Here is a 21,993-nt window from a genome sequence, read left to right as displayed (position 1 = left end):
CAACCCTCAGTCCCAGAACGGCCTGAGGCCCTCACGATGGGCATCACAACGCGTAATGCCTATGTCCTTGAGCTGGTCGTCGGTCATCTCGAGCAGGACCAGCCGGCTGCGCCGACGATCCATTAGCCTGCCAATCCATCTCGCGAAGGATCCGAGCGTACGCACCAGCCGACTAACATAGGTTGGCCGGCCTAACGGAGGCGCCACCTGCATCTGCAATTCAGCCCTAACGGGGCGGATTGTCTCTATTGTAGCCATTTTCTTTCTGCCAAAACTTCGGATTGTACCCTTCTCGCCGCCGATCTGATATGTATTGACTCACATCCTGGTGCAATGTAAAAAATTGTCACCATGACAACTTGGCTTCCAGATCTTACCGCGGGTACCGGCCCGCTCTATCAGCGGCTTGCCGATTCCATCGAGACGGACATCGACCGCGGCCTGATCGGTGCAGGGGCAAAGCTGCCGCCGCAGCGCGATCTGGCATACGACATCGGCACGACCGTCGGCACCGTCGGCAGGGCCTATCAATTGCTGCGCGAGCGGGGATTGGTCAGCGGCGAGGTGGGCCGCGGAACCTATGTTCTCGCTCAGCAGTCGGAAAGCGCAAAGCCGGATTTCCTGGAGCCGGTCGAACAAGGCACGCGCTATATGGATGCGCCCGGCGACAAGATGCGCTTCGATAGCACCGCCGCACCGGATGTCGGCCAGGGTGCCATCGTCGCCGATGTGTTGACACGCACGGCGCAAGACCATCCGCATGAGATTTCAAGCTACACGCGTGATTTCCCGGACCGCTGGTTCGAGGCCGGCAGGCGCTGGCTGTCGCGCAATTCCTATCGCCCGGCGGCGGATGCCATTGTCCCCACGCTCGGCACCCACGCCGCGGTGATGGCAACAATTGCGGGGCTCACCGCCCCCGGCGACTATGTCGTCTTCGAGCACCTCACCTATTCGCAGATCTCCCGCAGCGCCGGCCTGATCGGTCGCCGGACCGCACTGGTGGCGGCTGACGACGAGGGCATCGATCCCCAGGATTTCGAGCGCGTCTGCGCACAAAAGCACCCGAAGATGATGTTTTTGATGCCGACGGCCAAGAACCCGACGCTGACAACGCTGTCGGCATCGCGCCGCGAGGCAATCGCGCATGTCGCCCGTCAATATAACGTCGTCTTGATCGAGGACGATCTCTATGGCGGACTGACCGACGACCCGACGCCTTTACTGGCCGAATATGCTCCCGAACGGACCATCGTTGCCGGCGGCCTGTCGAAATCGGTCGCGGCGGGTGTTCGCGGGGGTTGGCTCGCTTGCCCGCCGGCCTATCGTCACCGCATCCGGGTTGCCCATAAGATGATGACGGGCGGCCTGCCCTTTCTGCTGGCGGAGGTGGGCAGCCGGCTGGTGTTGTCCGGTCAGGCCGCCGAGATGCGCAAGCGCAGCATTGCCGAGATCGGTGCGCGCATCGCGATCGTGCGCGAGACACTCGACGGCTTCGACTTCAAGGCGCTGGATAATGTGCCGTTCGTCTGGCTCACTTTGCCGGACCCATGGCTTTCCGGCACTTTCAAACAGGCTTGCCTCGAACATGGCGTGCTCATCGACGACGAGGACGAGTTCAAGGCGGGGCGTTCCGAACAGGCCTTTCACGGCGTGCGGTTTGGCATCTCGCAGCCGCGACAGCGGGACGATATTGCGCACGGCGTCGCTGTGATCCGGCGGCTTCTGGACGAAGGCCGCGCCGGCTACGACAGCTTTTCCTGAACCGGCTTGAAACCGGCGGGTCGAGTGGCGATCTTCCGCTACTTGCGGCAAGCTGTTGCTTTCCGTCGTTTTAGTCATCCGACGGGGTGTATCGGCTGCAAAGCTTGCGATAAGACGGGACTCGATCCCAAGGACACAAATTGCCGATCATGACCATTTCCAATTCCGTGCCGATCACTCCGGAACTCATTGCCGCGCACGGGCTGAAGCCCGACGAGTACCAACGCATCCTCGACCTGGTCGGGCGCGAGCCGAGCTTTACCGAACTCGGTATTTTTTCCGCGATGTGGAACGAGCATTGTTCCTACAAATCCTCGAAAAAATGGCTGCGTACGCTGCCGACCACCGGGCCGCAAGTCATCCAGGGCCCGGGCGAGAATGCCGGCGTGGTCGACATCGGCGACGGCGACTGCGTCGTCTTCAAGATGGAGAGCCATAACCATCCCTCATATATCGAGCCTTATCAGGGAGCGGCGACCGGCGTCGGCGGCATCCTGCGCGATGTCTTCACCATGGGCGCGCGGCCGATCGCGGCGATGAACGCGCTGCGCTTCGGTGCGCCGGATCATCCCAAAACCAGGCACCTCGTTGCCGGCGTCGTTTCCGGCGTCGGTGGCTATGGCAATTCCTTCGGCGTGCCGACGGTCGGCGGCGAGGTCAATTTCGACGCCCGCTACAATGGCAATATCCTGGTCAATGCGTTTGCCGCGGGCCTCGCGAAGACGGACGCAATCTTTTTGTCCGAGGCCAAGGGCGTCGGCCTGCCGGTCGTCTATCTCGGCGCCAAGACCGGTCGCGACGGCGTCGGCGGCGCCACCATGGCCTCGGCCGAATTCGACGACAAGATCGACGAGAAGCGGCCCACGGTCCAGGTTGGCGATCCCTTCACCGAAAAATGCCTGCTCGAAGCCTGCCTCGAACTGATGGCGTCCGGCGCCGTTATTGCCATCCAGGACATGGGTGCCGCTGGTCTCACCTGCTCGGCGGTCGAAATGGGCGCCAAGGGCGACCTCGGCATTGAGCTCGATCTCGACAAGGTGCCGGTGCGTGAAGAGCGCATGAGCGCTTATGAGATGATGCTTTCGGAGAGCCAGGAGCGCATGCTGATGGTGCTGCGCCCCGAAAAGGAAAAACAGGCCGAGGCGATCTTCCACAAATGGGGCCTCGACTTTGCCATCGTCGGCAAGACCACCGACGATCTGCGCTTCCGCGTGCTGCACCAGGGCGACGAGGTCGCCAACCTGCCGATCAAGGATCTCGGCGACCAGGCGCCGGAATATGACCGTCCCTGGGTCGAGCCGAAGAAGCCGGCGCCATTGGGCGCCGGCGATGCACCGCAAACCGATGTGGCCGAGGCTTTGCTGAAGCTGCTTGGCGGGCCGGACCTGTCCTCGCGCCGCTGGGTGTGGGAGCAGTACGACACGCTGATCCAAGGCAATTCGTTGCAGCTTCCCGGCGGCGATGCCGGCGTCGTGCGGATCGACGGTCATCCGACCAAGGCGCTCGCCTTCTCCTCCGACGTGACGCCGCGCTATTGCGAGGCCGACCCCTACGAGGGAGGCAAGCAGGCGGTGGCCGAATGCTGGCGCAATCTTACCGCCACCGGTGCCTTGCCGCTCGCGGCCACCGACAACCTTAATTTCGGCAATCCGGAACGGCCGGAGATCATGGGTCAGTTGGTCGGCGCGGTGAAAGGTATTGGCGATGCCTGCAGGGCGCTGGGCTTCCCGATCGTCTCCGGCAACGTCTCGCTCTACAATGAGACCAACGGCCAAGGCATACTGCCGACACCAACCATCGGCGGCGTCGGGCTGATTGCCGATTGGTCGAAAATGGTGCGGATCGGCTTTGCCGCCGAAGGCCAGATGATCGTGCTGGTCGGCGCACCGACCATGTGGGGCACGCATCTTGGCCAATCGGTCTATATGCGCGACATCCATGGCCGTGCCGACGGCCCGCCGCCGCCCGTCGATCTCGATCACGAAAAGCGCGTCGGTGACCATGTGCGGGCGCTGATTGCGTCGGGCGTCGTTACCGCGGCGCATGACGTTTCCGATGGCGGCATCGCGGTGGCGTTGGCCGAGATGGCGATGGCCTCCGGCATCGGCGCGACCATCCCCGGCCTGATCGGCACCGATCCGATCCCGGTCTGGTTCGGCGAGGATCAGGGCCGCTATCTGCTGACGCTGTCGATCGACCCGCAGAGCGAGGCGTGGGATGCCATTCGCGAACAGCAAAGCAAGCTCGGCATTTTTGCACCGTGGATCGGCTCGACCGGCGGCAGCGAACTGAAGCTGGGCGAGGCACGTGCGATACCGGTCAGTGAATTGACCGCTGCCCACGAATCCTGGTTCCCTCGCTTCATGGCAAATGAGGTCGTGGACCCGTGATGTGATCGAGTGGAGCCGTTTCACTGTGGTTCATCCGCCGTTTCGACCATATCTATGAGTTCACGACCTGAACAAGGAATCCTCGCATGGCAATGGACGCCCACGACATCGAACGGCTGATCAAGGAAGGCATTCCGGACGCCAAGGTGACGATTCGCGACCTGGCCGGCGATGGCGACCATTATGCGGCGGAGGTGGTGGCCGAAAGCTTTCGCGGCAAAAGCCGCGTCCAGCAGCACCAGATGGTCTATGACGCGCTGAAGGGCAACATGGGCGGCGTGCTGCACGCGCTTGCCCTGCAGACCAGCGTGCCGGACTAAACTCCCGTCCAGTTACCGGCTCGCAAGCGCCTTGCCGGTCACGGCAATGATCGGCCCGGCCGGATAGTTTCCACCAACAATCATCCGCTCGCCATTCGACAGCGCCGACACGACCCCGTCGAAGAAAAGCGCATTGGGGCAATTGAGCGCATCTCGAAACAGCCGTGCGAAGCTGCCGAGGCTGACTTGAGAGCGCGAGATCGCCAGCACGACGGTGTTTTCGTCAAGCACGCCGACGCCGTTGCGGATATAGCGCGATGTGCCGTCCTGCTCGAAACGGGGATGAAGCCGGCCGTCGATCACCAGCATCGGGCCGGATTGCGTGGCGACCATCACGTCCGGCCCGGCCGCGGCATAGGCACTTGTCTCCATGACCGCCGCCTTGCCGTCCTTGCGGACCACGAATACGCCATTCGGTTTCAGGAAGAAATTGCCTTCGCTGTCGGCGACGTTGAGCGGCGCCTTCTCCCGGCCGTCTTCGACGAGAAGGCCGACTGGGGTCAGATCTTGGTGATACATGCCGGCGTTCATGGCGAGCAGCACCGGCCGGCCCTGATCCGCCATCGCCTTGTCGAATTTGTCCAGGGAACCGAAGGCCTTGCCGTCGAGGCCTACGTGGAACACACCGATGTCATAGCGGCGCAGATCGATTTCGCAGACGACGTAGGCGGCCGCCTCGAAGCTCGCGTCGCGGCACGGCGCCGGCAATTCACCGCCGACGACGAGGGGTGGCTGTCTCGGCGACCTGGCCCACCAAATCAAGGCCAGTGCGGCGAGCAGAACGGCGAGGAGGAACCCGGCGAGATATCGTCTTTTCATCGCGCCTCGGGAAAGATGGTGGCCAACGGCTTGGCACAAGATCAGACGTTCCTTTGCGCCATTTGCATGGCAAGGCGGCAAACATCTTGTTTCGCGCAACCCATGGGTTTATTTGAAGGGTAATGTTCGAGCCTGACTCCCACAGGCATGAAAGGGTATTCCATGAGCGGCATCAACGACTACATCGATAATGAAGTGAAGGGCAACGACGTTGTTCTCTTCATGAAAGGCACGCCCGGCTTCCCGCAATGCGGATTTTCCGGTCAGGTCGTGCAGATCCTCGACTATATCGGCGCCGACTATAAGGGTGTCGACGTGCTGACATCGGCCGAGCTACGGCAAGGCATCAAGGACTATTCCAACTGGCCGACCATCCCGCAGCTCTACGTCAAGGGCGAATTCGTCGGCGGCTGCGACATCATCCGCGAGATGTTCCAGGCGGGCGAATTGCAGACCTTCCTCGTCGAAAAGGGCGTCAGCGTCAAAGGCGCCGCCTGACTTCTGTTTTGCGTATGGCTCTCCGAAGATCGACTGCGATTGTCGGGGTCATGCGCTTAGCGCCGGGGCACCTTGGCAAAAAGTTGTGCCCGCTATCGGGGCAATGAACGAATGGATGCGTCGGCACGCCGGCGCATTTTCGTTTGAAGATCGGACCGGCCGTGGATCAGCAAGCACAAGCGCAGCAAAAGGCAAGCACCTTGCCTATTCCGCGCTGGGAATTCATCGCGCTATGCGCGGCGCTGATGGCGCTCAATTCGCTGGCCATCGACATCATGTTGCCGGCGCTGCAGCAGATCGGCGCCTCGCTCGGCGTCGAAAATGAAAACCACCGGCAATATGTGATCACCGCCTACATACTGGGCTTCGGCGGTGGGCAACTGTTCTTCGGGCCCGTCTCGGACCGCTTCGGGCGCCGCGCTCCGCTGGTTGCCGGGCTGGTGATCTATGTTGCGGCGGCGGGCGCTGCTGCAGTCGCCCCGTCATTCGCCACGCTTCTGCTATGCCGGGCCGTGCAAGGCATCGGCGCGGCGGCGACGCGCGTCATTGCCGTCTCGATCGTGCGCGATACGTTCGACGGAAGGCGCATGGCCGAAGTCATGTCCTTGATCTTCATGGTGTTCATGGCAATTCCGGTGGTGGCACCCGGTATCGGCCAATTCATCATGCTGTTTGCGACCTGGCACGTGATCTTCGTCACCATGGCGGCCGGCGCGCTGATCGTGTCCGCCTGGTCGCTGTTGCGCCTGCCCGAGACACTACATCCAGAATATCGCCGGCCGCTGACGCTGTCCTCCATCATCGGCGGCTTCCGCATCGTTCTCACCAACCGCATCGCGCTCTGCTACGCCTTCGCCAGCACCTTCATCTTCGGCGCCATGTTCGGCTTCATCGCCTCGGCCCAGCAGATCTATGTCAGCGTGTTCGATGTCGGCGAGATGTTCCCGGTCATCTTCGCGGGGGTTGCCGGCGTGCTTGCTTTTTCGAACTACCTCAACTCGCGCCTCGTCGGCCGCATCGGCATGCGCCGTCTGTCGCAAAGCGCGCTGCTGCTGTTTCTGGCCATCAGCCTTGCCTGGCTGGTCGTTTCCATCGAAATGAAGATGCCGCTCTGGCTCTTCATTACTTTCTTTGCCTGCGCCATGGTACCGTTCGGCGCGCTCGGCGCGAACTTCAACGCGCTCGCCATGGAGCCGCTCGGTCACCTGGCCGGCACCGCCTCGTCGATTCTCGGGTTCATGCAGACATTTCTTGGCGGCATCCTCGGCACGCTGATCGGCCAGGCCTTCAACGGTACGGTAACGCCGCTGGCCGCCGGGTTCTGCAGCGTGTCGGTGGCGGCGCTGCTGATGATTCTCATCGCCGAGCGCGGCAGGCTGTTCCAGCCGCAAAACCCGCCGGTCTAGTTTTACGCGCTGGCGGATAAAACTATTCCGCCCAAAGCTCGCGGCGCAGCTCCCGCCAGCTTTCCCTGTCCGGCGCGACCAGCAGGCCACCTCCGACATGTGACGGCAGATAGGCGCTGCCGTCGAAGCGCGCGGCATAACCGCCGGCCTCGGCATGGATCAGTACGCCGGCCAGATGGTCCCACGGCATCAGCTTGTTATAGACGACGAAATGGCCGTGGCCGCTGGCCAGCAGGCGGTATTCGTGGGCTGCGCAGCGATAGTTGAACTGCGACAGCGACTTGGTCTGATTGCGCGCCAGGCGTGAGCGGTCCGGCTCGGGTAGATAGTGCCACGAGACCGCTCCAGTCATTTCCGATATCGGCGCCGGTTTGGCGACATGGACTTTTTCGAAATTGCCATGCGCGTGCCGAATATGACTGCCGGCGCCGCTGACGCCGACCAGCCAGTCCTTGCCGACGGGATCGTGGATGATGCCGGCGACCGTCTCGCCCTTGACCACGACGCCAAGCATGACGCCGAACAGCGGCACGCCGGAGGCGAAGTTGAAGGTGCCGTCGACCGGGTCGACGACGAAGGCGAGTTCGGCATCGCCGAGACCGTCGAGCAGCGTCGGGTCGTCGGAGCAGGCCTCCTCGCCGACGATCATCGCCTTGGGATAACGCTGAAGCAGCCTGGCGGTGATGAGCCGCTCGGCATTCACGTCGGCCTCGGTCACAAGATCGGCGGCCGAGGTCTTGCGACGCACGTCGCCCTCACTCAACCGGCGAAAGCGCGGCATGATCTCGGCGACGGCAGCGTCCGACAGAAGGTCGGCAAGCCAGTCGATCGCGCTGTCGTCAAATGTCATGGGGACCGTCTTGCTTTGCGTTAAGAGCATCGTTGAGGGCGGCGAAATCGAACAGCGTCCTGTCGAGCAGATGCGAGCGCCGCACATTGGCCATGGCACGGATCATGGTGTCCTTGCGGCCGGGCATGCGCTTCTCGATGTCGTCGAGCATCGCTTTCATGGCGTTGCGCTGCAGGCCTTCCTGGCTACCGCACAGATCGCACGGAATTATCGGGAATTTCATGGCGCCGGCGAATTTCTCGAGATCGGCTTCCGCACAATAGGCGAGCGGCCGCAGCACCATGACGTCGCGTTCGTCGTTGAGCAGCTTCGGCGGCATGGCGGCGAGGCGTCCGCCATGGAACAGGTTCATGAAGAAGGTTTCCAGAATGTCTTCGCGGTGATGGCCGAGCACCAGCGCCGAGCAGCCCTCCTCGCGGGCAATGCGATAGAGATGGCCGCGCCGCAGCCGCGAACACAGCGAGCAATAGGTGCTGCCCTCGGCCAGCTTGTCGATGACCACAGAATAGGTGTCCTGATATTCGATGCGATGCGGAATGGCATGGCTGTCGAGATAGTCGGGCAATATGTGCTTGGGAAAGTTCGGCTGGCCCTGGTCGAGATTGCAGGCCAACAGCTCGATCGGCAGCAGCCCGCGCCATTTGAGATCGAGCAGCACGGCAAGCAGGCCGTAGGAATCCTTGCCGCCCGACAGAGCGACCAGCCAGCGGTCGCCGGGCCTCACCATTGAGAAATCGTCGATCGCCTGGCGGGCAAGCCGCAGCAGCCGCTTGCGCAGCTTGTTGAACTCGACGGAGGACGGCACATCGGCAAACAGCGGATGAAAGCCGCCTTCGGCGTCGGCGACCGGTTCGAGCGTTTCGGCGTCTGGCTGCATGTTCACGGCGCGTCGGCCCTAAAGTCCTGTTGCCGCCCGCAGTAGCGCATCGAACCGAAAATCGAAATCGATTTCGGAATCACGCCGCGAAAAAGGAACGAAAAAGTAAGGCCGCCCCGATAGGGCGGCCTTCGCTTGTATCGCGTACGAACGCGCCGATCAGCGCGAATAGAATTCGACGACCAGATTCGGTTCCATCTGCACGGCAAACGGAACGTCGGCCAGGCCGGGGATGCGCGTGAAGGCGGCGGTCATCTTGTTGTGGTCGGCCTCGATGTAATCGGGCACGTCGCGCTCGGCCAGGCCCACCGATTCCAGCACGATGACCAGCTGCTTCGACTTCTCGCGCACTTCGATGACGTCGCCCGGCTTGCAGCGGTACGAGCCGATGTTGACGCGCTTGCCGTTGACGTTGACGTGGCCGTGATTGACGAACTGGCGCGCCGCAAAGATGGTCGGTACGAACTTGGCGCGGTAGACGACTGCGTCGAGGCGCGATTCGAGCAGGCCGATCAGGTTCTCCGAGGTGTCGCCCTTGCGGCGGTCCGCCTCTTCATAGACCTTGCGGAACTGCTTTTCCGAAACGTCGCCATAGTGGCCCTTCAGCTTCTGCTTGGCGCGCAGCTGCAGGCCGAAATCGGAAAGCTTGCCCTTGCGGCGCTGGCCATGCTGGCCGGGGCCGTATTCACGCTTGTTGACCGGGGACTTCGGGCGGCCCCAGATGTTTTCGCCAAGACGGCGGTCTATCTTGTACTTCGCGGATTCGCGCTTGCTCATCGCATTCCCTTTCAAAACAACGCACCCGGAACCTCATGGTCCGGGTGAAGGAAACGCGCCCTCCTCTGGCCTCCGTTTTCGAGACCTGACAGGGTTTTCCACGCAACGCGACGGAAAACCCACGGGACACGTCATTTCAAACAAGACATAAGGAAAGTAAAATCGGCTTCCCAAACGTCTTGCACACATAAAGAAAACCACCGGGCATTGCGGCCCGGTGTTGGTGGGCTGGTTAAACGGAGATTTAACCGCTGTCAAGCTTCCGGCTGGCGCGAATCGCCGAACCGGATAGTGTTGCGGTTGTAGAACGTGCCGGATGTGGCGGGAGGTTGCGCCAGCGGCATCAGGAAGGGACTGAAGTCAGAGGAGCTGGAATTCGCATGAAGAAGTTCTTCCTTACGTTGGTAGGAGCCGCGGTGATGGCCGGCACGATGGCGGTCGCGCCCGAGCCGGCGCAGGCCCGGCATTGGCATGGCCACAGGCATCACCAGGTCTGCCGCATCGTGGTCAAGAAGAAGGTGGTGTGGCGGCACGGTCATCGCAAGGTCATCCGCTACAAAGTGCGGCGCTGCGGGTGGGGCTGGAACTGGTAATTTTCGCCCTTGCCCGTTGAGACTTCAGTGCCCGCGGCTCAGCCGCGGGCTTTTTATCGACCGGCATCCGCCGCCAGAATGGTCAGTCGATCAGTGTTTCGATTTCTTTTCCGGCAGGCCCTTGCGCTTGGTCTCGGCGAATTCCTCGAGCTGTTTTTCGCTCATGGATTTATACATTCCCTTCGACGCGCCTTTGAGCTCGCTCTTCTTGGTCTCGCCGCGCTTGGCGGACAGTGCAGCACCGGCGGCTTTCTGCTGGGCTTTCGAGGTGGCTGGCATGATCGCTTCTCCTGTTCCTCAATGAGAAAAGAACGCATCGCCCTGGGCTGATGTTCCCGGAGCACCAAAGTGCCTGGGGTCAGGATACCGCCAGGCCAAATCCCTGCATCAGCCGGCGCGTCGGAAAATCGGCCTCGTTCGAGGTGAAGACGGCAAAATCGGCGCCTTCCGGCAGTACCTCTCTGCGATAACGGGCCTCGGTATCGGCGAGCAGCGACAGCGCGCGGCGTGCGATCGCCTCGGCCGGGTCGAGCCAGTCGACCGGCCAAGGTGCTGTCTTGCGCATGCGGTTGGCCAAAAAAGGATAATGGGTGCAGGCAAGCACGACGATGTCGGTGCGCAGCCCGTCATGCTCGACGAAGCACGGCGCGATCTCGGCGCGCACGGCGTCCTCGTCGACAAAACCGTCGCGCATATAGGCTTCGGCCAATCCAGCCAGCCTGTCGCTGCCGACCAGGCGGACATGGCATTTCTGCGCCCATTTGCTGATCAGGTCACGCGTGTACTGGCGCTTGACGGTGCCGGGCGTCGCCAGCACCGAAACCAGGCCTGAGCGCGTGCGTTCCGCCGCCGGCTTGATGGCCGGCACGGTGCCGACGAAAGGGTGGCCGGGAAACCTCTCGCGCAACGCATCGATGACCAGCGTCGAGGCGGTATTGCAGGCGATGACCGAAATGGCCGGCGAAAACCGTTCGAGCAGCCTGGCGAACAACTCCAGGATGTGTGTTCTCAGCGCCGGTTCCTCCCAGGCGCCGAAGGGGAACGCCGCGTCGTCGGCGACATAGATGAAGCGGCGGTCAGGCATCAGGACGCGCGCCTCACGCAGCACAGTGAGGCCGCCAATGCCGGAATCGAACATCAGGATCGGACGGGCGCTCGATGGACTGGTCATTATCATTGAGTCACTAAGGGCTGGGAATCACAAACGAGATCACGAGAGAAGGTTCGGCCCATGCTTTTTGCTTCGGCCAATGATGCTTTATCCCGGCCGCTTCTATCTGGAACCATCATGGCCTTGATGCGGCGAGACGGTCACACAAGGCCCCGCTTGCCGAAGCCGCCGGCCCGCGGCCGGCCGTTCGCCGGAGATGCAGGTTGAGATGCAAGGTGGTTCGACGGCACCGGTGCGGCCCGCATGGCATAGGCCGGAGCCAGGGCCGTCACGCCGGCGGCCGACTCTGAATGGGGCGCCGCGGCGCCGCGCAGCGGCCCGGGCGGGTCGAAATCGTCGAAACTCAGGGATGACGCCATATCCGAAGAGCTACCGCCCGCCGGCTTGGCCGCCAAGATGACCGCCCACAGCCCGACGAGAGCTAATCCCAGCAGGTTAAGGCCGGAATGCGACTCGTCGCCGTCGAACTTTACGACAAGAACAGTGCCGGCCTGCAGAATCGCAAACAGGGTCGAGAACACGATATACGACCAAAGGATCCAACCGGACCCTTGTGCATCGCGGCTTCGACGCCAGGCGAAATTCGCGCGGAACAGAACAATCACCAGCGAGGCGACGAGAACGGCCGCGGCCAGCCCTTCCCTGGAAGGTCCGGGCTTCGAATTGGCCAAACCCTCGATGCCGATGGTCAGCACGACGCACAGCACAAAGGTCACGATTTCCGCAACCAGCAAGGCCGCCGAATAGAAGAAAAAGCGAGGACGACCGATATCCGAGCTAAACATCCGAGGATCCATCGTTTTCCAGACAATGGATCACATCAAATAACATTCGGTTACTGGTGAGATATGGGCAACTCGAAGGCTAGTCTTTGTCCTTCGCCTTGCCGGCGCGTGCCGCGGCCGCCGGGAGCCGCCTTGGATCGTCGCCGGGCGATCCGTCGCCGCGCGGCATGGCCGGCGAGAACCTGTCCAGCGATGATATAATACCGCGTAGCACCTTGAGCTCCGGCTCGGCAAAACCGGGGCGGGTCAGCACTGCGCGCAAATTGTCGACCATCTTCGGCTTCTTCGGTGCCGGGCGGAAATAGCCGCGCGCCTCCAGTGCACCTTCCAGATACGCAAACAGGGCGTGCAATTCTTCCTTGGCAGCTGGCGGCATTTCGGGACCGGAGAAGTTGGTCCTGGTCTCGTCTTCCAGGCCGGACTTCATCCATTCATAGGACATCAGCAGGGCCGCCTGGGCGATGTTGAGCGAGGAGAAGGCTGGATCGACGGGGAAGGTGATGATCTCGTCGGCAAGGCCGACCTCGTCATTATAGAGGCCGAAGCGCTCGCGCCCCAACAGGATGCCGGTGCGCTGGCCGGCCCGCTGCCGCGCGCGCAGCGCCCTGCCCGCCTCGACCGGGCCGCGCACCGGTTTGAAATTGTCGCGCGCGCGCGCCGTGGTGGCGAAGACGAAGTTCAAGTCGGCGACTGCCGAGCCCAGGTCGTCGAACACCTCGACGGCATCGATGACATGGTCGGCGCGGCTTGCCGCGGCACGCGCCTTCTCGCTCGGCCAGCCGTCACGCGGATTGACGAGGCGCAGTTCGGCAAGGCCGAAATTGGCCATGGCGCGTGCAACCATGCCGATGTTCTCGCCGAGCTGTGGCTCGACCAGGATGATCGCCGGTCCGGACGCAGGCGTTCCGGAGGCAAGAGGGTTGTCGGGATCCTGGGTGGCGGTCATGGTTGTCAATGAACTGCTGTTTGCGGCATTTCGCAGTCCCCTGCCACATTTGGCGGCGAAAATGAAGCTTTCGCAAAGAATGCCGGCACTACGGCGCGGTTCGCCGTTTGCGCGGCCAAAAAGCCTTTGATATACGGGCCGCATCCCAGGGCCGGCAGCCGTGCGGGCAAGGCCGTTCCGTTCCCCAAAAGCGAGGCATTCTTTCCATGGCGAAGATCAAGGTGGCGAACCCGGTCGTCGAACTCGACGGCGACGAGATGACCCGCATCATCTGGCAGTTCATCAAGGACAAGCTGATCCACCCTTATCTCGACCTCAAGCTCGAATATTACGATCTCGGTATCGAGCACCGCGACGCCACCAACGACCAGGTGACCATCGATTCGGCCAATGCCATCAAGAAATACGGCGTCGGCGTGAAATGCGCGACGATCACGCCCGACGAGCAGCGCGTCGAGGAATTCAAGCTGAAGAAGATGTGGAAGTCGCCGAACGGCACCATCCGCAACATCCTCGGCGGCACCATCTTTCGCGAGCCGATCATTATGAAGAACGTGCCGCGGCTAGTGCCCGGCTGGACCAAGCCGATCATCGTCGGCCGCCACGCCTTCGGCGACCAGTACCGCGCCACCGACTTCCGCTTTCCCGGTAAGGGCAAGCTGACGATCAAGTTCGTCGGCGAGGACGGCCAGGTGATCGAGCACGACGTCTTCGACGCACCCGGCGCCGGTGTCGCCATGGCCATGTACAATCTCGACGAGTCGATCCGCGAATTCGCCCGCGCCTCGCTGAATTACGGCCTGCTGCGCAATTACCCCGTCTACCTGTCGACCAAGAACACCATCCTCAAGGCCTATGACGGCCGCTTCAAGGATATCTTCCAGGAGGTCTACGAGGCGGAGTTCGAAGCCGAGTTCAAGGCCAAGAAACTCTGGTACGAGCACCGGCTGATCGACGACATGGTGGCCTCCAGCCTGAAATGGTCGGGCGGCTATGTCTGGGCTTGCAAGAATTATGATGGCGACGTGCAGTCGGACACGGTGGCGCAAGGCTTCGGCTCGCTCGGCCTGATGACCTCGGTGCTGATGACGCCGGACGGCAAGACCGTCGAGGCGGAGGCCGCACACGGCACCGTCACCCGCCACTATCGCCAGCACCAGAAGGGCGAGGAGACCTCGACCAATTCGATCGCCTCGATCTTTGCCTGGACGCGCGGCCTCGCCCACCGCGCCAAGCTCGACGACAATGCCGAACTGAAGCGTTTTGCCGAGACGCTGGAACGGGTCTGCATCCAGACGGTCGAGTCCGGCTTCATGACCAAGGACCTGTCGCTGCTGATCGGTCCCGACCAGCCATGGCTTTCGACCACCGGCTTCCTCGACAAGATCGACGAGAATTTGCAGAAGGCGATGGCCTGAGCTCCTCCGACATGGACAAGCCCGTCGTCTACGGCGCGGACTACAGCGTCTATGTGCGCATCGTGCGGCTGGTGCTCGAGGAAAAGGGCGTCGGCTACGAGCTGGTGCCCGTCGACATCTTTGCGGCGGACGGCATTCCCGGCTGGTACTTCGAGCACCAGCCGTTCGGCCGCATCCCAGCCTTCGAGCATGACGGCTTTCGCCTTTACGAGACCGGCGCGATTGCCCGTTATGTCGACGAAGCCTTTGACGGCCCGGCGCTGCAACCGGTCGAAGCCCGGCCTCGATCACGCATGAACCAGATCACCGGCCTGCTCGACGCCTACGCCTACAGGGCCATGGTCTGGGATGTCGCCGTCGAGCGGCTGGAAAAAACGCCGCCCGACGAAGCCGTGATCGCCAACGGGTTGAGGCAGGCGAGAACGGCATTGCAGGCGCTGTCTTCGCTGAAAGCCGAAGGGCCTTGGCTGTTGGGGACGGAATTGACGCTGGCCGACCTGCACGCCGCACCGATCATCGGCTATTTCGTCAAGGTCGCCGAGGGGCGAAAACTGCTGGCGGAGTTTGCCGATATCCAGGATTGGTATGTGCGCATCGCGGCGCGTGCGGGTTTTGCGAAGACCGAAAAGGCAGAGTGAGGAGACAAGCATTCGGCAATAGGCCTTCTGGTGATTAGCGAAAGCCGAAGTGACATCCAATCTCCCCCTTGCGGGGGAGATGTCCGGCAGGACAGAGGGGGGTGTGAAGGATCGCTAACCTTCGACTGATCCTTTCCAATTGGGAACGGCCTGAGAACGTGGCTCCGATTGGGCTGACAGTCGGAGGGACAGCACCCCCCTCTGCCCTGCCGGGCATCTCCCCCGCAAAGGGGGAGGTCGGCAGCTTCGCCGAAGGCGACCCACTGCGAAATACCGCTCAATCGGGAAGGTAGATCTCCGCCTTCATAAAGGTCTTCGCACGGCCTGTGATCAGCACGCGATCTCCGGCCAGCTCGCATAGCAAGTGCCCGCCGCGTTGCGAGTATTGGAATGCCGACAGATGCGTCTTGCCGAGTTTTTCAGCCCAGTAAGGCACCAGCGTCGCATGAATGGAGCCGGTTACCGGATCCTCGGGAATGCCTGCTCCGGGCACGAAATAACGCGAGACGAAATCATGGGCCTGCCCAGGCGCGGTAATGACCAAGCCGAGAGGATGAAAACGTCCGATCCTGAGCAGATCGGGAACGAAAGATCGCACGCTTGTCTCGTCGGCAAGCTCGACAAACAGGTTCTCGAAATTGCGGAAGCCCGCAACCGTCCGCTGAGACAATATCGCTTGCAGCGCCGACTTCAGCTCTTCCTCGACGGGCTGCGGCGGAAAACACGGCAGATCGAGCTGATAGGCCCCTTCCCGCTGGGAAACCCGCAACTCGCCCACCCGGGTGGCGAAGGCCATTTCGCCCTGACCACTGTATTCCGTGGTCAGCACATGGGCGGCCGCAAGAGTGGCATGGCCGCAGAAGTCGACTTCATGGACCGGCGTGAACCAGCGCAAATCCCAACCTTTGCCATTCGCCCGCACAAACGCCGTTTCGGCAAGATTGTTTTCGTTGGCGATGCCTGCATTACCTGCTCCGGCAGCCACTCCTCCAAAAGGAGAACGGCGGCAGGGTTGCCCTGGAAGGCCTGTTCGGCAAAGGCGTCGACCTGATACATCGTCAGCGTCGGCATATCAGGCCCTCAAGGATGTCCGCTGGGCGGCGCGCCATTTCGGCCGTGCCCGCCCCCGGTGCAGGTTCACGCCGCCTCGAGAGCCGCTTTCACCGCAGCGATCGCGTCTTCGGCCTTCGAGCCGTCCGGGCCGCCGGCCTGGGCCATATCGGGTCGACCGCCGCCGCCCTGCCCGCCCAATGCCGCGGACGCGACGCGCACCAGATCGATTGCGCTGAAGCGGCCGGTCAGATCATCGGTGACCGCGACGACGACGCTCGCCTTGTTGTCCTCGCCGGCGCCGACAAAGACGACGACGCCGGAGCCGAGCGACTTCTTGCCGGCATCGGCCAGCGGCTTCAAATCCTTTGGCGAGACGCCCGATACCGCCTTGCCGAGAAAACCGACACCGGCAATCGTTTCGTTTTCCGCAGGCACACCGGCTGGCGAGCGATCGCCGAGCGCCAGTTTCTTGCGCGCCTCGGTCAGCTCCTTTTCGAGCTTCTTGCGCTCGTCGAGCAGTGCCTCGACGCGGGCCGGCACATCGGCCGGCGAAATCTTCAGCGCGGCGGCGGCCGCCTTCAGCCGCTTGTCCTGCTCGTCGAGATGCTTTCTGGCCGCCTCGCCGGTCAACGCCTCGATGCGGCGCACGCCGGCAGCGACCGCGCTGTCGGACACGATGCGCACCAGGCCGATATCGCCGGTCGCCCTAACATGGGTGCCGCCGCATAGCTCGACCGAATAGGGCCGGTTGGCCTTGGCGCCATGCAGGCCTGTGCCCATCGAAACGACGCGCACCTCATCGCCATATTTCTCGCCAAACAGCGCCATGGCGCCTTCGGCAATGGCGTCGTCGACCGACATCAGGCGCGTGGTTACAGGGCTATTCTGAACGACGATTTCGTTTGCCATGCGCTCGACCTCTTCGAGCTCGTCCGGCGAGATCGGCTTGTTGTGGGAGATGTCGAAGCGCAGACGCTCTGGCGCGACCAGTGAGCCCTTCTGCGCCACATGGGTACCCAGCACCTCGCGCAGCGCCTCATGGATCAGATGCGTGGCGGAATGGTTCGCGCGCAGCCTGGAGCGGCGCGCGTGGTCCACCCTCAGCTCGACGGTCGCGCCCGTCTTGACCGTGCCGTTGGCCACCTTGCCGACATGGACGAAAAGCCCATCGGCCTTCTTCTGCGTATCGGATATCTCGATCGAGAACCCGTCGCCTGAAATGACGCCGGTATCGCCCATCTGGCCACCGGACTCGCCATAGAACGGCGTCTGGTTGACAACCACGGCAACGGCGTCGCCTTTGCCGGCACTGTCGACGGTCTTGCCGTCCCTGACCAGCGCCTGGACGAGGCCTTCCGCCTGCTCGGTCTCATAGCCCAGGAATTCGGTGGCGCCGTTCTCCTCACGCACCGCGAACCATACCGTTTCGGTTGCGGCCTCACCGGAACCAGCCCAGCTTTTGCGCGCCTCCGCCTTCTGCCGCTCCATCGCCTCGGTGAAGCCGGCAAGGTTGACCGAGATGTTGCGCTGGCGCAGCGCGTCCTGCGTCAGATCGAGCGGAAAGCCATAGGTGTCGTAGAGCTTGAACGCTGTCTCGCCATCCAGCATGTCGCCGGAGACCAACTTTTCCGTCGCCTCCGAAAGCAAGCCCAAGCCTCGCACCAGCGTCTTGCGGAAACGAGTTTCCTCAAGCTTCAGCGTCTCGGTGATCATCTGCTCGCCGCGCACCAGTTCCGGGTAGGCTTGGCTCATCTCGCGGACCAGCGCCGGCACCAGCTTCCACATCAGCGGCTCATTCGAGCCGAGCAACTGCGCGTGGCGCATGGCGCGGCGCATGATGCGACGAAGCACGTAGCCCCGCCCTTCGTTGGACGGCAGCACGCCGTCGGCGACCAGGAAGCAGGACGAACGCAAGTGGTCGGCGATGACGCGGAACGATGCGACGGTGTCCGCATCCGGACCGCGGCCAAGCGCCGACGACGCAGCGTCGATCAGGTGGCGGAACAGGTCGGTTTCGAAGACGCTATCAACTCCTTGCAGGATGGAGGCCATGCGCTCGAGGCCCATGCCCGTGTCGATCGACGGACGCGGCAGGTCGACGCGCTCGTCCTTCGTCACCTGTTCATACTGCATGAACACCAGGTTCCAGAATTCGAGGAAACGGTCGCCATCCTCCTCGGGGCTGCCGGGAGGGCCACCCCAGATGTGCTCGCCACGGTCGATGAATATCTCCGAACACGGCCCGCACGGTCCGGTGTCGCCCATTGCCCAGAAATTGTCCGAGGTCGCGATGCGGATGATGCGATCGTCGGAAAGACCGGCGATCTTCTTCCAGTAGGAGGCGGCCTCGTCGTCGGTGTGGTAGACGGTGACCAGCAGCTTGTCCTTCTTCAGCCCGAACTCCCTGGTGATCAGGTTCCAGGCAAGCTCTATGGCGCGCTCCTTGAAATAATCGCCGAAGGAGAAATTGCCGAGCATCTCGAAGAAGGTCAGGTGTCGCGCGGTGTAGCCGACATTGTCGAGGTCGTTGTGCTTGCCGCCGGCACGAACACTCTTCTGGGCAGTCGTCGCACGCGAATAGGGCCGCTTCTCCAGACCGGTGAAAACGTTCTTGAACTGCACCATGCCGGCATTGGTGAACATCAGCGTCGGGTCGTTGCGCGGCACCAGCGGGCTCGACGCGACGACCTCGTGACCTTCCTTGCGAAAATAGTCGAGAAATGCCGACCGGATCTCGTTGACGCCACTCATGAATACTGCCTTTTCGAGAGAACCGCCGGCTGCCGGCGGAAAATAGACATGGCCTTTTAGCGGTCGCACCGCAGCCTGTCCAGAAACACCAAATGGGCTCAAATCCCGGCTTTCACCGGCGCTTTGAAATGCGTCTGACTCGCCGTCAAACGCCAACCGCCGGCACGGGGCCGGCGGTTCAAAATGTACCGATTACGCAAACTCAAAATCAAAACATCAAATCCAAACCTGGCTGACGCTCCGGGAGGCGTCGCTTTTCCTACATCGCCCCGGCGTCGTCCTCGAAACCGTCGTCGCTGCTTTCGGAGCCGCCGTTCTCAAGGAATTTCTCGGCGATCAATCCGGCATTCTGCCTCAGCGCCAATTCGATCTCGCGCGCCGTGTCGGGATTGTCGCGCAGGAACAGTTTTGCGTTTTCGCGGCCCTGGCCGAGACGCTGCGAATTATAGGAGAACCAGGCGCCCGACTTTTCGACCACGCCAGCCTTGACGCCGAGATCGACCAGCTCGCCGGTTTTGGAGACGCCCTCGCCATACATGATGTCGAACTCGACCACCTTGAAGGGCGGCGCCAGCTTGTTCTTGACGACCTTGACGCGGGTCTGGTTGCCGACGACCTCGTCGCGATCCTTGACCGAGCCGATGCGGCGGATGTCGAGGCGGACCGAGGCATAGAATTTCAGCGCGTTGCCGCCGGTCGTCGTCTCGGGCGAACCAAACATGACGCCGATCTTCATGCGGATCTGGTTGATGAAGATGACCATGGTGTTGGAGCGCGAGATCGAGGCGGTGAGCTTGCGCAGTGCCTGGCTCATCAGGCGGGCCTGCAGGCCGGGCAGCGAATCGCCCATCTCGCCTTCGATTTCGGCCCGCGGCGTCAGCGCCGCCACCGAATCGACCACCAGCACGTCGATGGCGCCGGAGCGCACCAGCGTGTCGCAGATCTCCAGCGCCTGTTCGCCGGTATCGGGCTGCGAGATCAGCAGGTTTTCGAGATCGACGCCGAGCTTGCGGGCATAGACCGGATCGAGCGCATGCTCGGCATCGACAAAGGCGCAGATGCCGCCCTTCTTCTGGGCTTCGGCCACCGTGTGCAGCGCCAGCGTCGTCTTGCCCGAGCTTTCCGGTCCGTAGATCTCGACGATGCGGCCGCGCGGCAGGCCGCCGACGCCAAGCGCGATGTCCAACCCAAGCGAGCCGGTCGGCACCGTTTCGATCTCGACGACCTGCTCGTTCGCGCCGAGCCGCATGATCGAACCCTTGCCGAAGGCACGCTCGATTTGCGACAGCGCCGCATCCAGAGCCTTTGATTTGTCCACCGCTTTGTCCTCTACAAGCCGCAAAGAATTCTGAGCCATGATACATCACCCCGTGGTCGTCAATGGAGGCCGGACAATCCCGCAATCCTTAAAAGAATGTACCTCGTTTGTTCTCATTTGTCAATGAGCCCCAAGGGTTTGAAAAATAACTGATATCCATATTTGTTCTATTTTTGTTTCGCAATTTTGCTTCCGGACGTATCCCGCCTCGCATGCGGCGCCGTTGCCGTCACCATCCGAATCGCACCCGCGATTGCAGGGTTCCGCCCGGCGACCTAGTCTCCTCCCGGGCAACAGCAAAGGGCATTTTGCCGGCATGATGAAATCCCCGACGATCCTGGCCGTGGGTGGCGCCTATATCGAGCGGCGCGGCCGGGTTGCCGGCGCCTTCGTGCCGGCCGCTTCCAACCCCGGCACGATGCGCGAGCATGTCGGCGGCGCCGCCTTCAACGCCTTGCGCTGTGCGGTGCGGCGCGGCGTCTCGGCCTCGCTGCTTTCGGTGCGCGGCGGCGATGCCCTGGGCGACACGGTTTTACGCGCCGTCACCGACGCCGGCATTGCCGATTTGTCGGCGGTGTTCCTCGACCGCGCGACGCCAAGCCATACGATGCTGGTCGATAGCGACGGCGGGCTGATCGCCGGCCTTGCCGACATGGTGCTCTACGAGCTGGCGCTTCCCAAGCAGATCCGCCGCGCCAAGGTGCGAGACGCGATCGGTTCGGCCGACGCGGTGCTGTGCGACGCCAACCTGCCGTCTTCCGCAGTGGCGCGGCTGGCGGCACTCGCCGCCGGCAAGCCGGTGTTTGCGCTTGCCGTCTCGCCCAGCAAAGCGGCGCGGCTGACGCCGGTGCTTGATCTTCTGGCACTCGCCTTCATGAACCGGCACGAGGCTGGCGTGCTCGCCGGCGTCGACATCGATGCTGACGACCAAGGCATCGTCGACGGCCTGAGACGCGCGGGCCTGAAAAGCGGCGTGATCACCGCTGGCGACGGACCGGTGCTCGGTTTCGACAAATTGGGCGCGTTCTCGATCCTGCCACCGCCGCTCCAAAAGCGGACCGATGCTGCCGGCGCCGGCGACGCATTGGCCGGCGCGACGATCGCCGCCCTGCTGCGCGGCCTGACGCTGCGCGCGGCACTGTGCGAAGGCGTTGCCGCAGCTATGCTCACCGTCGAGAGCGCCGCCTTCACCAGCGCCGGCTTTGCCGAGGCGCTGGCGCTCGTGCCCAGGCGCGGGACCTGGCGTGAAATGCGGCCCAGAATTGCCGAAGCATGACGCAGCCTATTTGCCGGCGCGCCGTCCTGCCTCGTAGGCGCGGCGCGCCCAGATCGCCATCTCGTCGGGGTCGTCGAAAGCGCTGTCGGGAACGCTCCAATAGGGCATCGACACCAGCTTTCCGTGGCGCGAGCCGGTATAGGTCCATTGCCGGCAGCCGGCCGCTTCGAAATCCGGGGCGCTTTCGGCGTCGGCCTTCAGCATCAATTCGCCACGGATGACAATGGCGACGATGACGCCATCGAAATAGATGCCCTTGCCGCCGAACAGCTTGCGGATGCTGACCGGGCCGAGGCCTTCGAAAAGCTCTTCTATGCGCTCGTTGTCCATGGCGCGATCATGT

At 62.7% G+C, this 21,993-nt stretch carries 21 protein-coding genes and 1 pseudogene; 9 read left to right on the top strand and 13 right to left on the bottom strand.

Annotated features, from left to right (window positions below; translation table 11 throughout):
• Positions 1–6 precede the first annotated feature (6 nt).
• Positions 7–213, bottom strand: a complete 207-nt coding sequence (locus NKJ09_RS26675; RefSeq protein ID WP_353022699.1) for a DUF1127 domain-containing protein — start codon at positions 211–213, stop codon at positions 7–9.
• Between the two features lie 138 nt (positions 214–351).
• Here NKJ09_RS26675 and NKJ09_RS26670 point away from each other — a divergent pair, with 138 nt between their 5' ends.
• From NKJ09_RS26670 to NKJ09_RS26660, 3 genes are all read left to right on the top strand, one after another.
• Entirely contained in the window at positions 352–1,764 is a 1,413-nt protein-coding gene (locus NKJ09_RS26670; protein ID WP_023717382.1) for an aminotransferase-like domain-containing protein, read from the top strand.
• A gap of 149 nt (positions 1,765–1,913) precedes the next feature.
• Entirely contained in the window at positions 1,914–4,154 is a 2,241-nt protein-coding gene (gene purL, locus NKJ09_RS26665; RefSeq protein WP_023717381.1) for a phosphoribosylformylglycinamidine synthase subunit PurL, read from the top strand.
• A gap of 86 nt (positions 4,155–4,240) precedes the next feature.
• Entirely contained in the window at positions 4,241–4,474 is a 234-nt protein-coding gene (locus NKJ09_RS26660; RefSeq protein ID WP_023674714.1) for a BolA/IbaG family iron-sulfur metabolism protein, read from the top strand.
• Between the two features lie 12 nt (positions 4,475–4,486).
• On the opposite strand, the gene NKJ09_RS26655 is transcribed toward NKJ09_RS26660, so the two are convergent.
• Positions 4,487–5,293, bottom strand: a complete 807-nt coding sequence (locus NKJ09_RS26655; RefSeq protein WP_352495801.1) for a phosphodiester glycosidase family protein — start codon at positions 5,291–5,293, stop codon at positions 4,487–4,489.
• Between the two features lie 162 nt (positions 5,294–5,455).
• On the opposite strand from NKJ09_RS26655, the gene grxD reads away from it, so the two are divergent.
• Both grxD and NKJ09_RS26645 read left to right on the top strand, forming a co-directional pair.
• Positions 5,456–5,791 (top strand): Grx4 family monothiol glutaredoxin, encoded by a 336-nt coding sequence (gene grxD / locus NKJ09_RS26650; protein ID WP_023674712.1) that lies wholly within the window; start codon positions 5,456–5,458, stop codon positions 5,789–5,791.
• A 206-nt stretch (positions 5,792–5,997) separates the two neighbouring features.
• Positions 5,998–7,197 (top strand): multidrug effflux MFS transporter, encoded by a 1,200-nt coding sequence (locus NKJ09_RS26645; RefSeq protein ID WP_031193515.1) that lies wholly within the window; start codon positions 5,998–6,000, stop codon positions 7,195–7,197.
• A 22-nt stretch (positions 7,198–7,219) separates the two neighbouring features.
• On the opposite strand, the gene NKJ09_RS26640 is transcribed toward NKJ09_RS26645, so the two are convergent.
• From NKJ09_RS26640 to rpsD, 3 genes are all read right to left on the bottom strand, one after another.
• Entirely contained in the window at positions 7,220–8,047 is an 828-nt protein-coding gene (locus tag NKJ09_RS26640; RefSeq protein WP_023717378.1) for an inositol monophosphatase family protein, read from the bottom strand.
• Positions 8,037–8,930, bottom strand: coding sequence for a tRNA 2-thiocytidine(32) synthetase TtcA (gene ttcA / locus NKJ09_RS26635; protein ID WP_352495800.1), 894 nt, complete (start codon positions 8,928–8,930; stop codon positions 8,037–8,039). The genes NKJ09_RS26640 and ttcA overlap by 11 nt, the downstream gene beginning before the upstream one ends.
• Before the next feature lie 153 nt (positions 8,931–9,083).
• Positions 9,084–9,701 (bottom strand): 30S ribosomal protein S4, encoded by a 618-nt coding sequence (rpsD, locus tag NKJ09_RS26630; protein ID WP_023717376.1) that lies wholly within the window; start codon positions 9,699–9,701, stop codon positions 9,084–9,086.
• Positions 9,702–10,081: 380 nt separating this feature from the next.
• Here rpsD and NKJ09_RS26625 point away from each other — a divergent pair, with 380 nt between their 5' ends.
• The gene (locus tag NKJ09_RS26625) at positions 10,082–10,294 is read left to right on the top strand and encodes a hypothetical protein (RefSeq protein ID WP_023674706.1); all 213 of its coding nucleotides are present in this window, start codon (positions 10,082–10,084) and stop codon (positions 10,292–10,294) included.
• Between the two features lie 90 nt (positions 10,295–10,384).
• On the opposite strand, the gene NKJ09_RS26620 is transcribed toward NKJ09_RS26625, so the two are convergent.
• The 4 genes from NKJ09_RS26620 to NKJ09_RS26605 all read right to left on the bottom strand — a co-directional run bounded on the left by NKJ09_RS26620 (position 10,385) and on the right by NKJ09_RS26605 (position 13,196).
• Positions 10,385–10,573 (bottom strand): DUF3008 family protein, encoded by a 189-nt coding sequence (locus NKJ09_RS26620; protein ID WP_023717374.1) that lies wholly within the window; start codon positions 10,571–10,573, stop codon positions 10,385–10,387.
• Between the two features lie 79 nt (positions 10,574–10,652).
• Positions 10,653–11,465: a glutamate racemase gene (murI, locus tag NKJ09_RS26615; RefSeq protein WP_352495799.1), complete on the bottom strand. Its 813-nt coding sequence runs from the start codon at positions 11,463–11,465 to the stop codon at positions 10,653–10,655.
• A gap of 140 nt (positions 11,466–11,605) precedes the next feature.
• Entirely contained in the window at positions 11,606–12,250 is a 645-nt protein-coding gene (locus NKJ09_RS26610) for a DUF805 domain-containing protein (protein WP_352495798.1), read from the bottom strand.
• A 79-nt stretch (positions 12,251–12,329) separates the two neighbouring features.
• On the bottom strand, positions 12,330–13,196 hold the full coding sequence (locus NKJ09_RS26605) for an RNA methyltransferase (protein ID WP_352495797.1): 867 nt from the start codon (positions 13,194–13,196) through the stop codon (positions 12,330–12,332).
• 206 nt (positions 13,197–13,402) lie between these two features.
• Between NKJ09_RS26605 and NKJ09_RS26600 the strand changes: the two genes are divergently transcribed.
• Together NKJ09_RS26600 and NKJ09_RS26595 are read left to right on the top strand one after the other, a co-directional pair.
• The gene (locus NKJ09_RS26600; protein ID WP_023717370.1) at positions 13,403–14,614 is read left to right on the top strand and encodes an NADP-dependent isocitrate dehydrogenase; all 1,212 of its coding nucleotides are present in this window, start codon (positions 13,403–13,405) and stop codon (positions 14,612–14,614) included.
• A gap of 11 nt (positions 14,615–14,625) precedes the next feature.
• Positions 14,626–15,252 carry a glutathione S-transferase family protein gene (locus tag NKJ09_RS26595; protein WP_023717369.1) on the top strand — a complete coding sequence of 209 codons (627 nt, stop codon included), beginning with the start codon at positions 14,626–14,628 and terminating at the stop codon, positions 15,250–15,252.
• 277 nt (positions 15,253–15,529) lie between these two features.
• Here the strand turns inward: NKJ09_RS26595 and NKJ09_RS26590 are convergent.
• The 3 genes and pseudogenes from NKJ09_RS26590 to recA all read right to left on the bottom strand — a co-directional run bounded on the left by NKJ09_RS26590 (position 15,530) and on the right by recA (position 20,413).
• A pseudogene (locus NKJ09_RS26590) lies at positions 15,530–16,308 on the bottom strand (PhzF family phenazine biosynthesis protein).
• Positions 16,309–16,389: 81 nt separating this feature from the next.
• A complete protein-coding gene (gene alaS, locus NKJ09_RS26585) occupies positions 16,390–19,056 on the bottom strand; it encodes an alanine--tRNA ligase (protein ID WP_352481310.1) in 2,667 nt (888 codons plus the stop codon).
• A gap of 259 nt (positions 19,057–19,315) precedes the next feature.
• On the bottom strand, positions 19,316–20,413 hold the full coding sequence (recA, locus tag NKJ09_RS26580) for a recombinase RecA (protein ID WP_023717366.1): 1,098 nt from the start codon (positions 20,411–20,413) through the stop codon (positions 19,316–19,318).
• A gap of 277 nt (positions 20,414–20,690) precedes the next feature.
• Between recA and NKJ09_RS26575 the strand changes: the two genes are divergently transcribed.
• Positions 20,691–21,650 carry a PfkB family carbohydrate kinase gene (locus NKJ09_RS26575; protein ID WP_352495795.1) on the top strand — a complete coding sequence of 320 codons (960 nt, stop codon included), beginning with the start codon at positions 20,691–20,693 and terminating at the stop codon, positions 21,648–21,650.
• 6 nt (positions 21,651–21,656) lie between these two features.
• Here the strand turns inward: NKJ09_RS26575 and NKJ09_RS26570 are convergent, their stop codons facing one another.
• On the bottom strand, positions 21,657–21,980 hold the full coding sequence (locus tag NKJ09_RS26570; RefSeq protein WP_023717364.1) for a TfoX/Sxy family protein: 324 nt from the start codon (positions 21,978–21,980) through the stop codon (positions 21,657–21,659).
• Between the last annotated feature and the right edge of the window lie 13 nt (positions 21,981–21,993).

Source organism: Mesorhizobium sp. M0189, from assembly GCF_040322135.1.
Classification (GTDB): domain Bacteria; phylum Pseudomonadota; class Alphaproteobacteria; order Rhizobiales; family Rhizobiaceae; genus Mesorhizobium.
This window is presented reverse-complemented; position numbering and strand designations above follow the sequence as displayed.

Bases quoted from the DNA above. Each gene is read 5' to 3' on its own strand.
- NKJ09_RS26610 (WP_352495798.1), bottom strand. From the start codon at position 12,250: ATGTTTAGCTCGGATATCGGTCGTCCTCGCTTTTTCTTCTATTCGGCG.
- alaS (WP_352481310.1), bottom strand. From the start codon at position 19,056: ATGAGTGGCGTCAACGAGATCCGGTCGGCATTTCTCGACTATTTTCGC.
- NKJ09_RS26570 (WP_023717364.1), bottom strand. From the start codon at position 21,980: ATGGACAACGAGCGCATAGAAGAGCTTTTCGAAGGCCTCGGCCCGGTC.
- NKJ09_RS26620 (WP_023717374.1), bottom strand. From the start codon at position 10,573: ATGCCAGCCACCTCGAAAGCCCAGCAGAAAGCCGCCGGTGCTGCACTG.
- rpsD (WP_023717376.1), bottom strand. From the start codon at position 9,701: ATGAGCAAGCGCGAATCCGCGAAGTACAAGATAGACCGCCGTCTTGGC.
- NKJ09_RS26575 (WP_352495795.1), top strand. From the start codon at position 20,691: ATGATGAAATCCCCGACGATCCTGGCCGTGGGTGGCGCCTATATCGAG.
- NKJ09_RS26625 (WP_023674706.1), top strand. From the start codon at position 10,082: ATGAAGAAGTTCTTCCTTACGTTGGTAGGAGCCGCGGTGATGGCCGGC.
- NKJ09_RS26660 (WP_023674714.1), top strand. From the start codon at position 4,241: ATGGCAATGGACGCCCACGACATCGAACGGCTGATCAAGGAAGGCATT.
- NKJ09_RS26640 (WP_023717378.1), bottom strand. From the start codon at position 8,047: ATGACATTTGACGACAGCGCGATCGACTGGCTTGCCGACCTTCTGTCG.
- recA (WP_023717366.1), bottom strand. From the start codon at position 20,413: ATGGCTCAGAATTCTTTGCGGCTTGTAGAGGACAAAGCGGTGGACAAA.
- NKJ09_RS26655 (WP_352495801.1), bottom strand. From the start codon at position 5,293: ATGAAAAGACGATATCTCGCCGGGTTCCTCCTCGCCGTTCTGCTCGCC.
- NKJ09_RS26670 (WP_023717382.1), top strand. From the start codon at position 352: ATGACAACTTGGCTTCCAGATCTTACCGCGGGTACCGGCCCGCTCTAT.
- NKJ09_RS26595 (WP_023717369.1), top strand. From the start codon at position 14,626: ATGGACAAGCCCGTCGTCTACGGCGCGGACTACAGCGTCTATGTGCGC.
- purL (WP_023717381.1), top strand. From the start codon at position 1,914: ATGACCATTTCCAATTCCGTGCCGATCACTCCGGAACTCATTGCCGCG.
- murI (WP_352495799.1), bottom strand. From the start codon at position 11,465: ATGACCAGTCCATCGAGCGCCCGTCCGATCCTGATGTTCGATTCCGGC.
- NKJ09_RS26600 (WP_023717370.1), top strand. From the start codon at position 13,403: ATGGCGAAGATCAAGGTGGCGAACCCGGTCGTCGAACTCGACGGCGAC.
- NKJ09_RS26675 (WP_353022699.1), bottom strand. From the start codon at position 213: ATGCAGGTGGCGCCTCCGTTAGGCCGGCCAACCTATGTTAGTCGGCTG.
- NKJ09_RS26605 (WP_352495797.1), bottom strand. From the start codon at position 13,196: ATGACCGCCACCCAGGATCCCGACAACCCTCTTGCCTCCGGAACGCCT.
- grxD (WP_023674712.1), top strand. From the start codon at position 5,456: ATGAGCGGCATCAACGACTACATCGATAATGAAGTGAAGGGCAACGAC.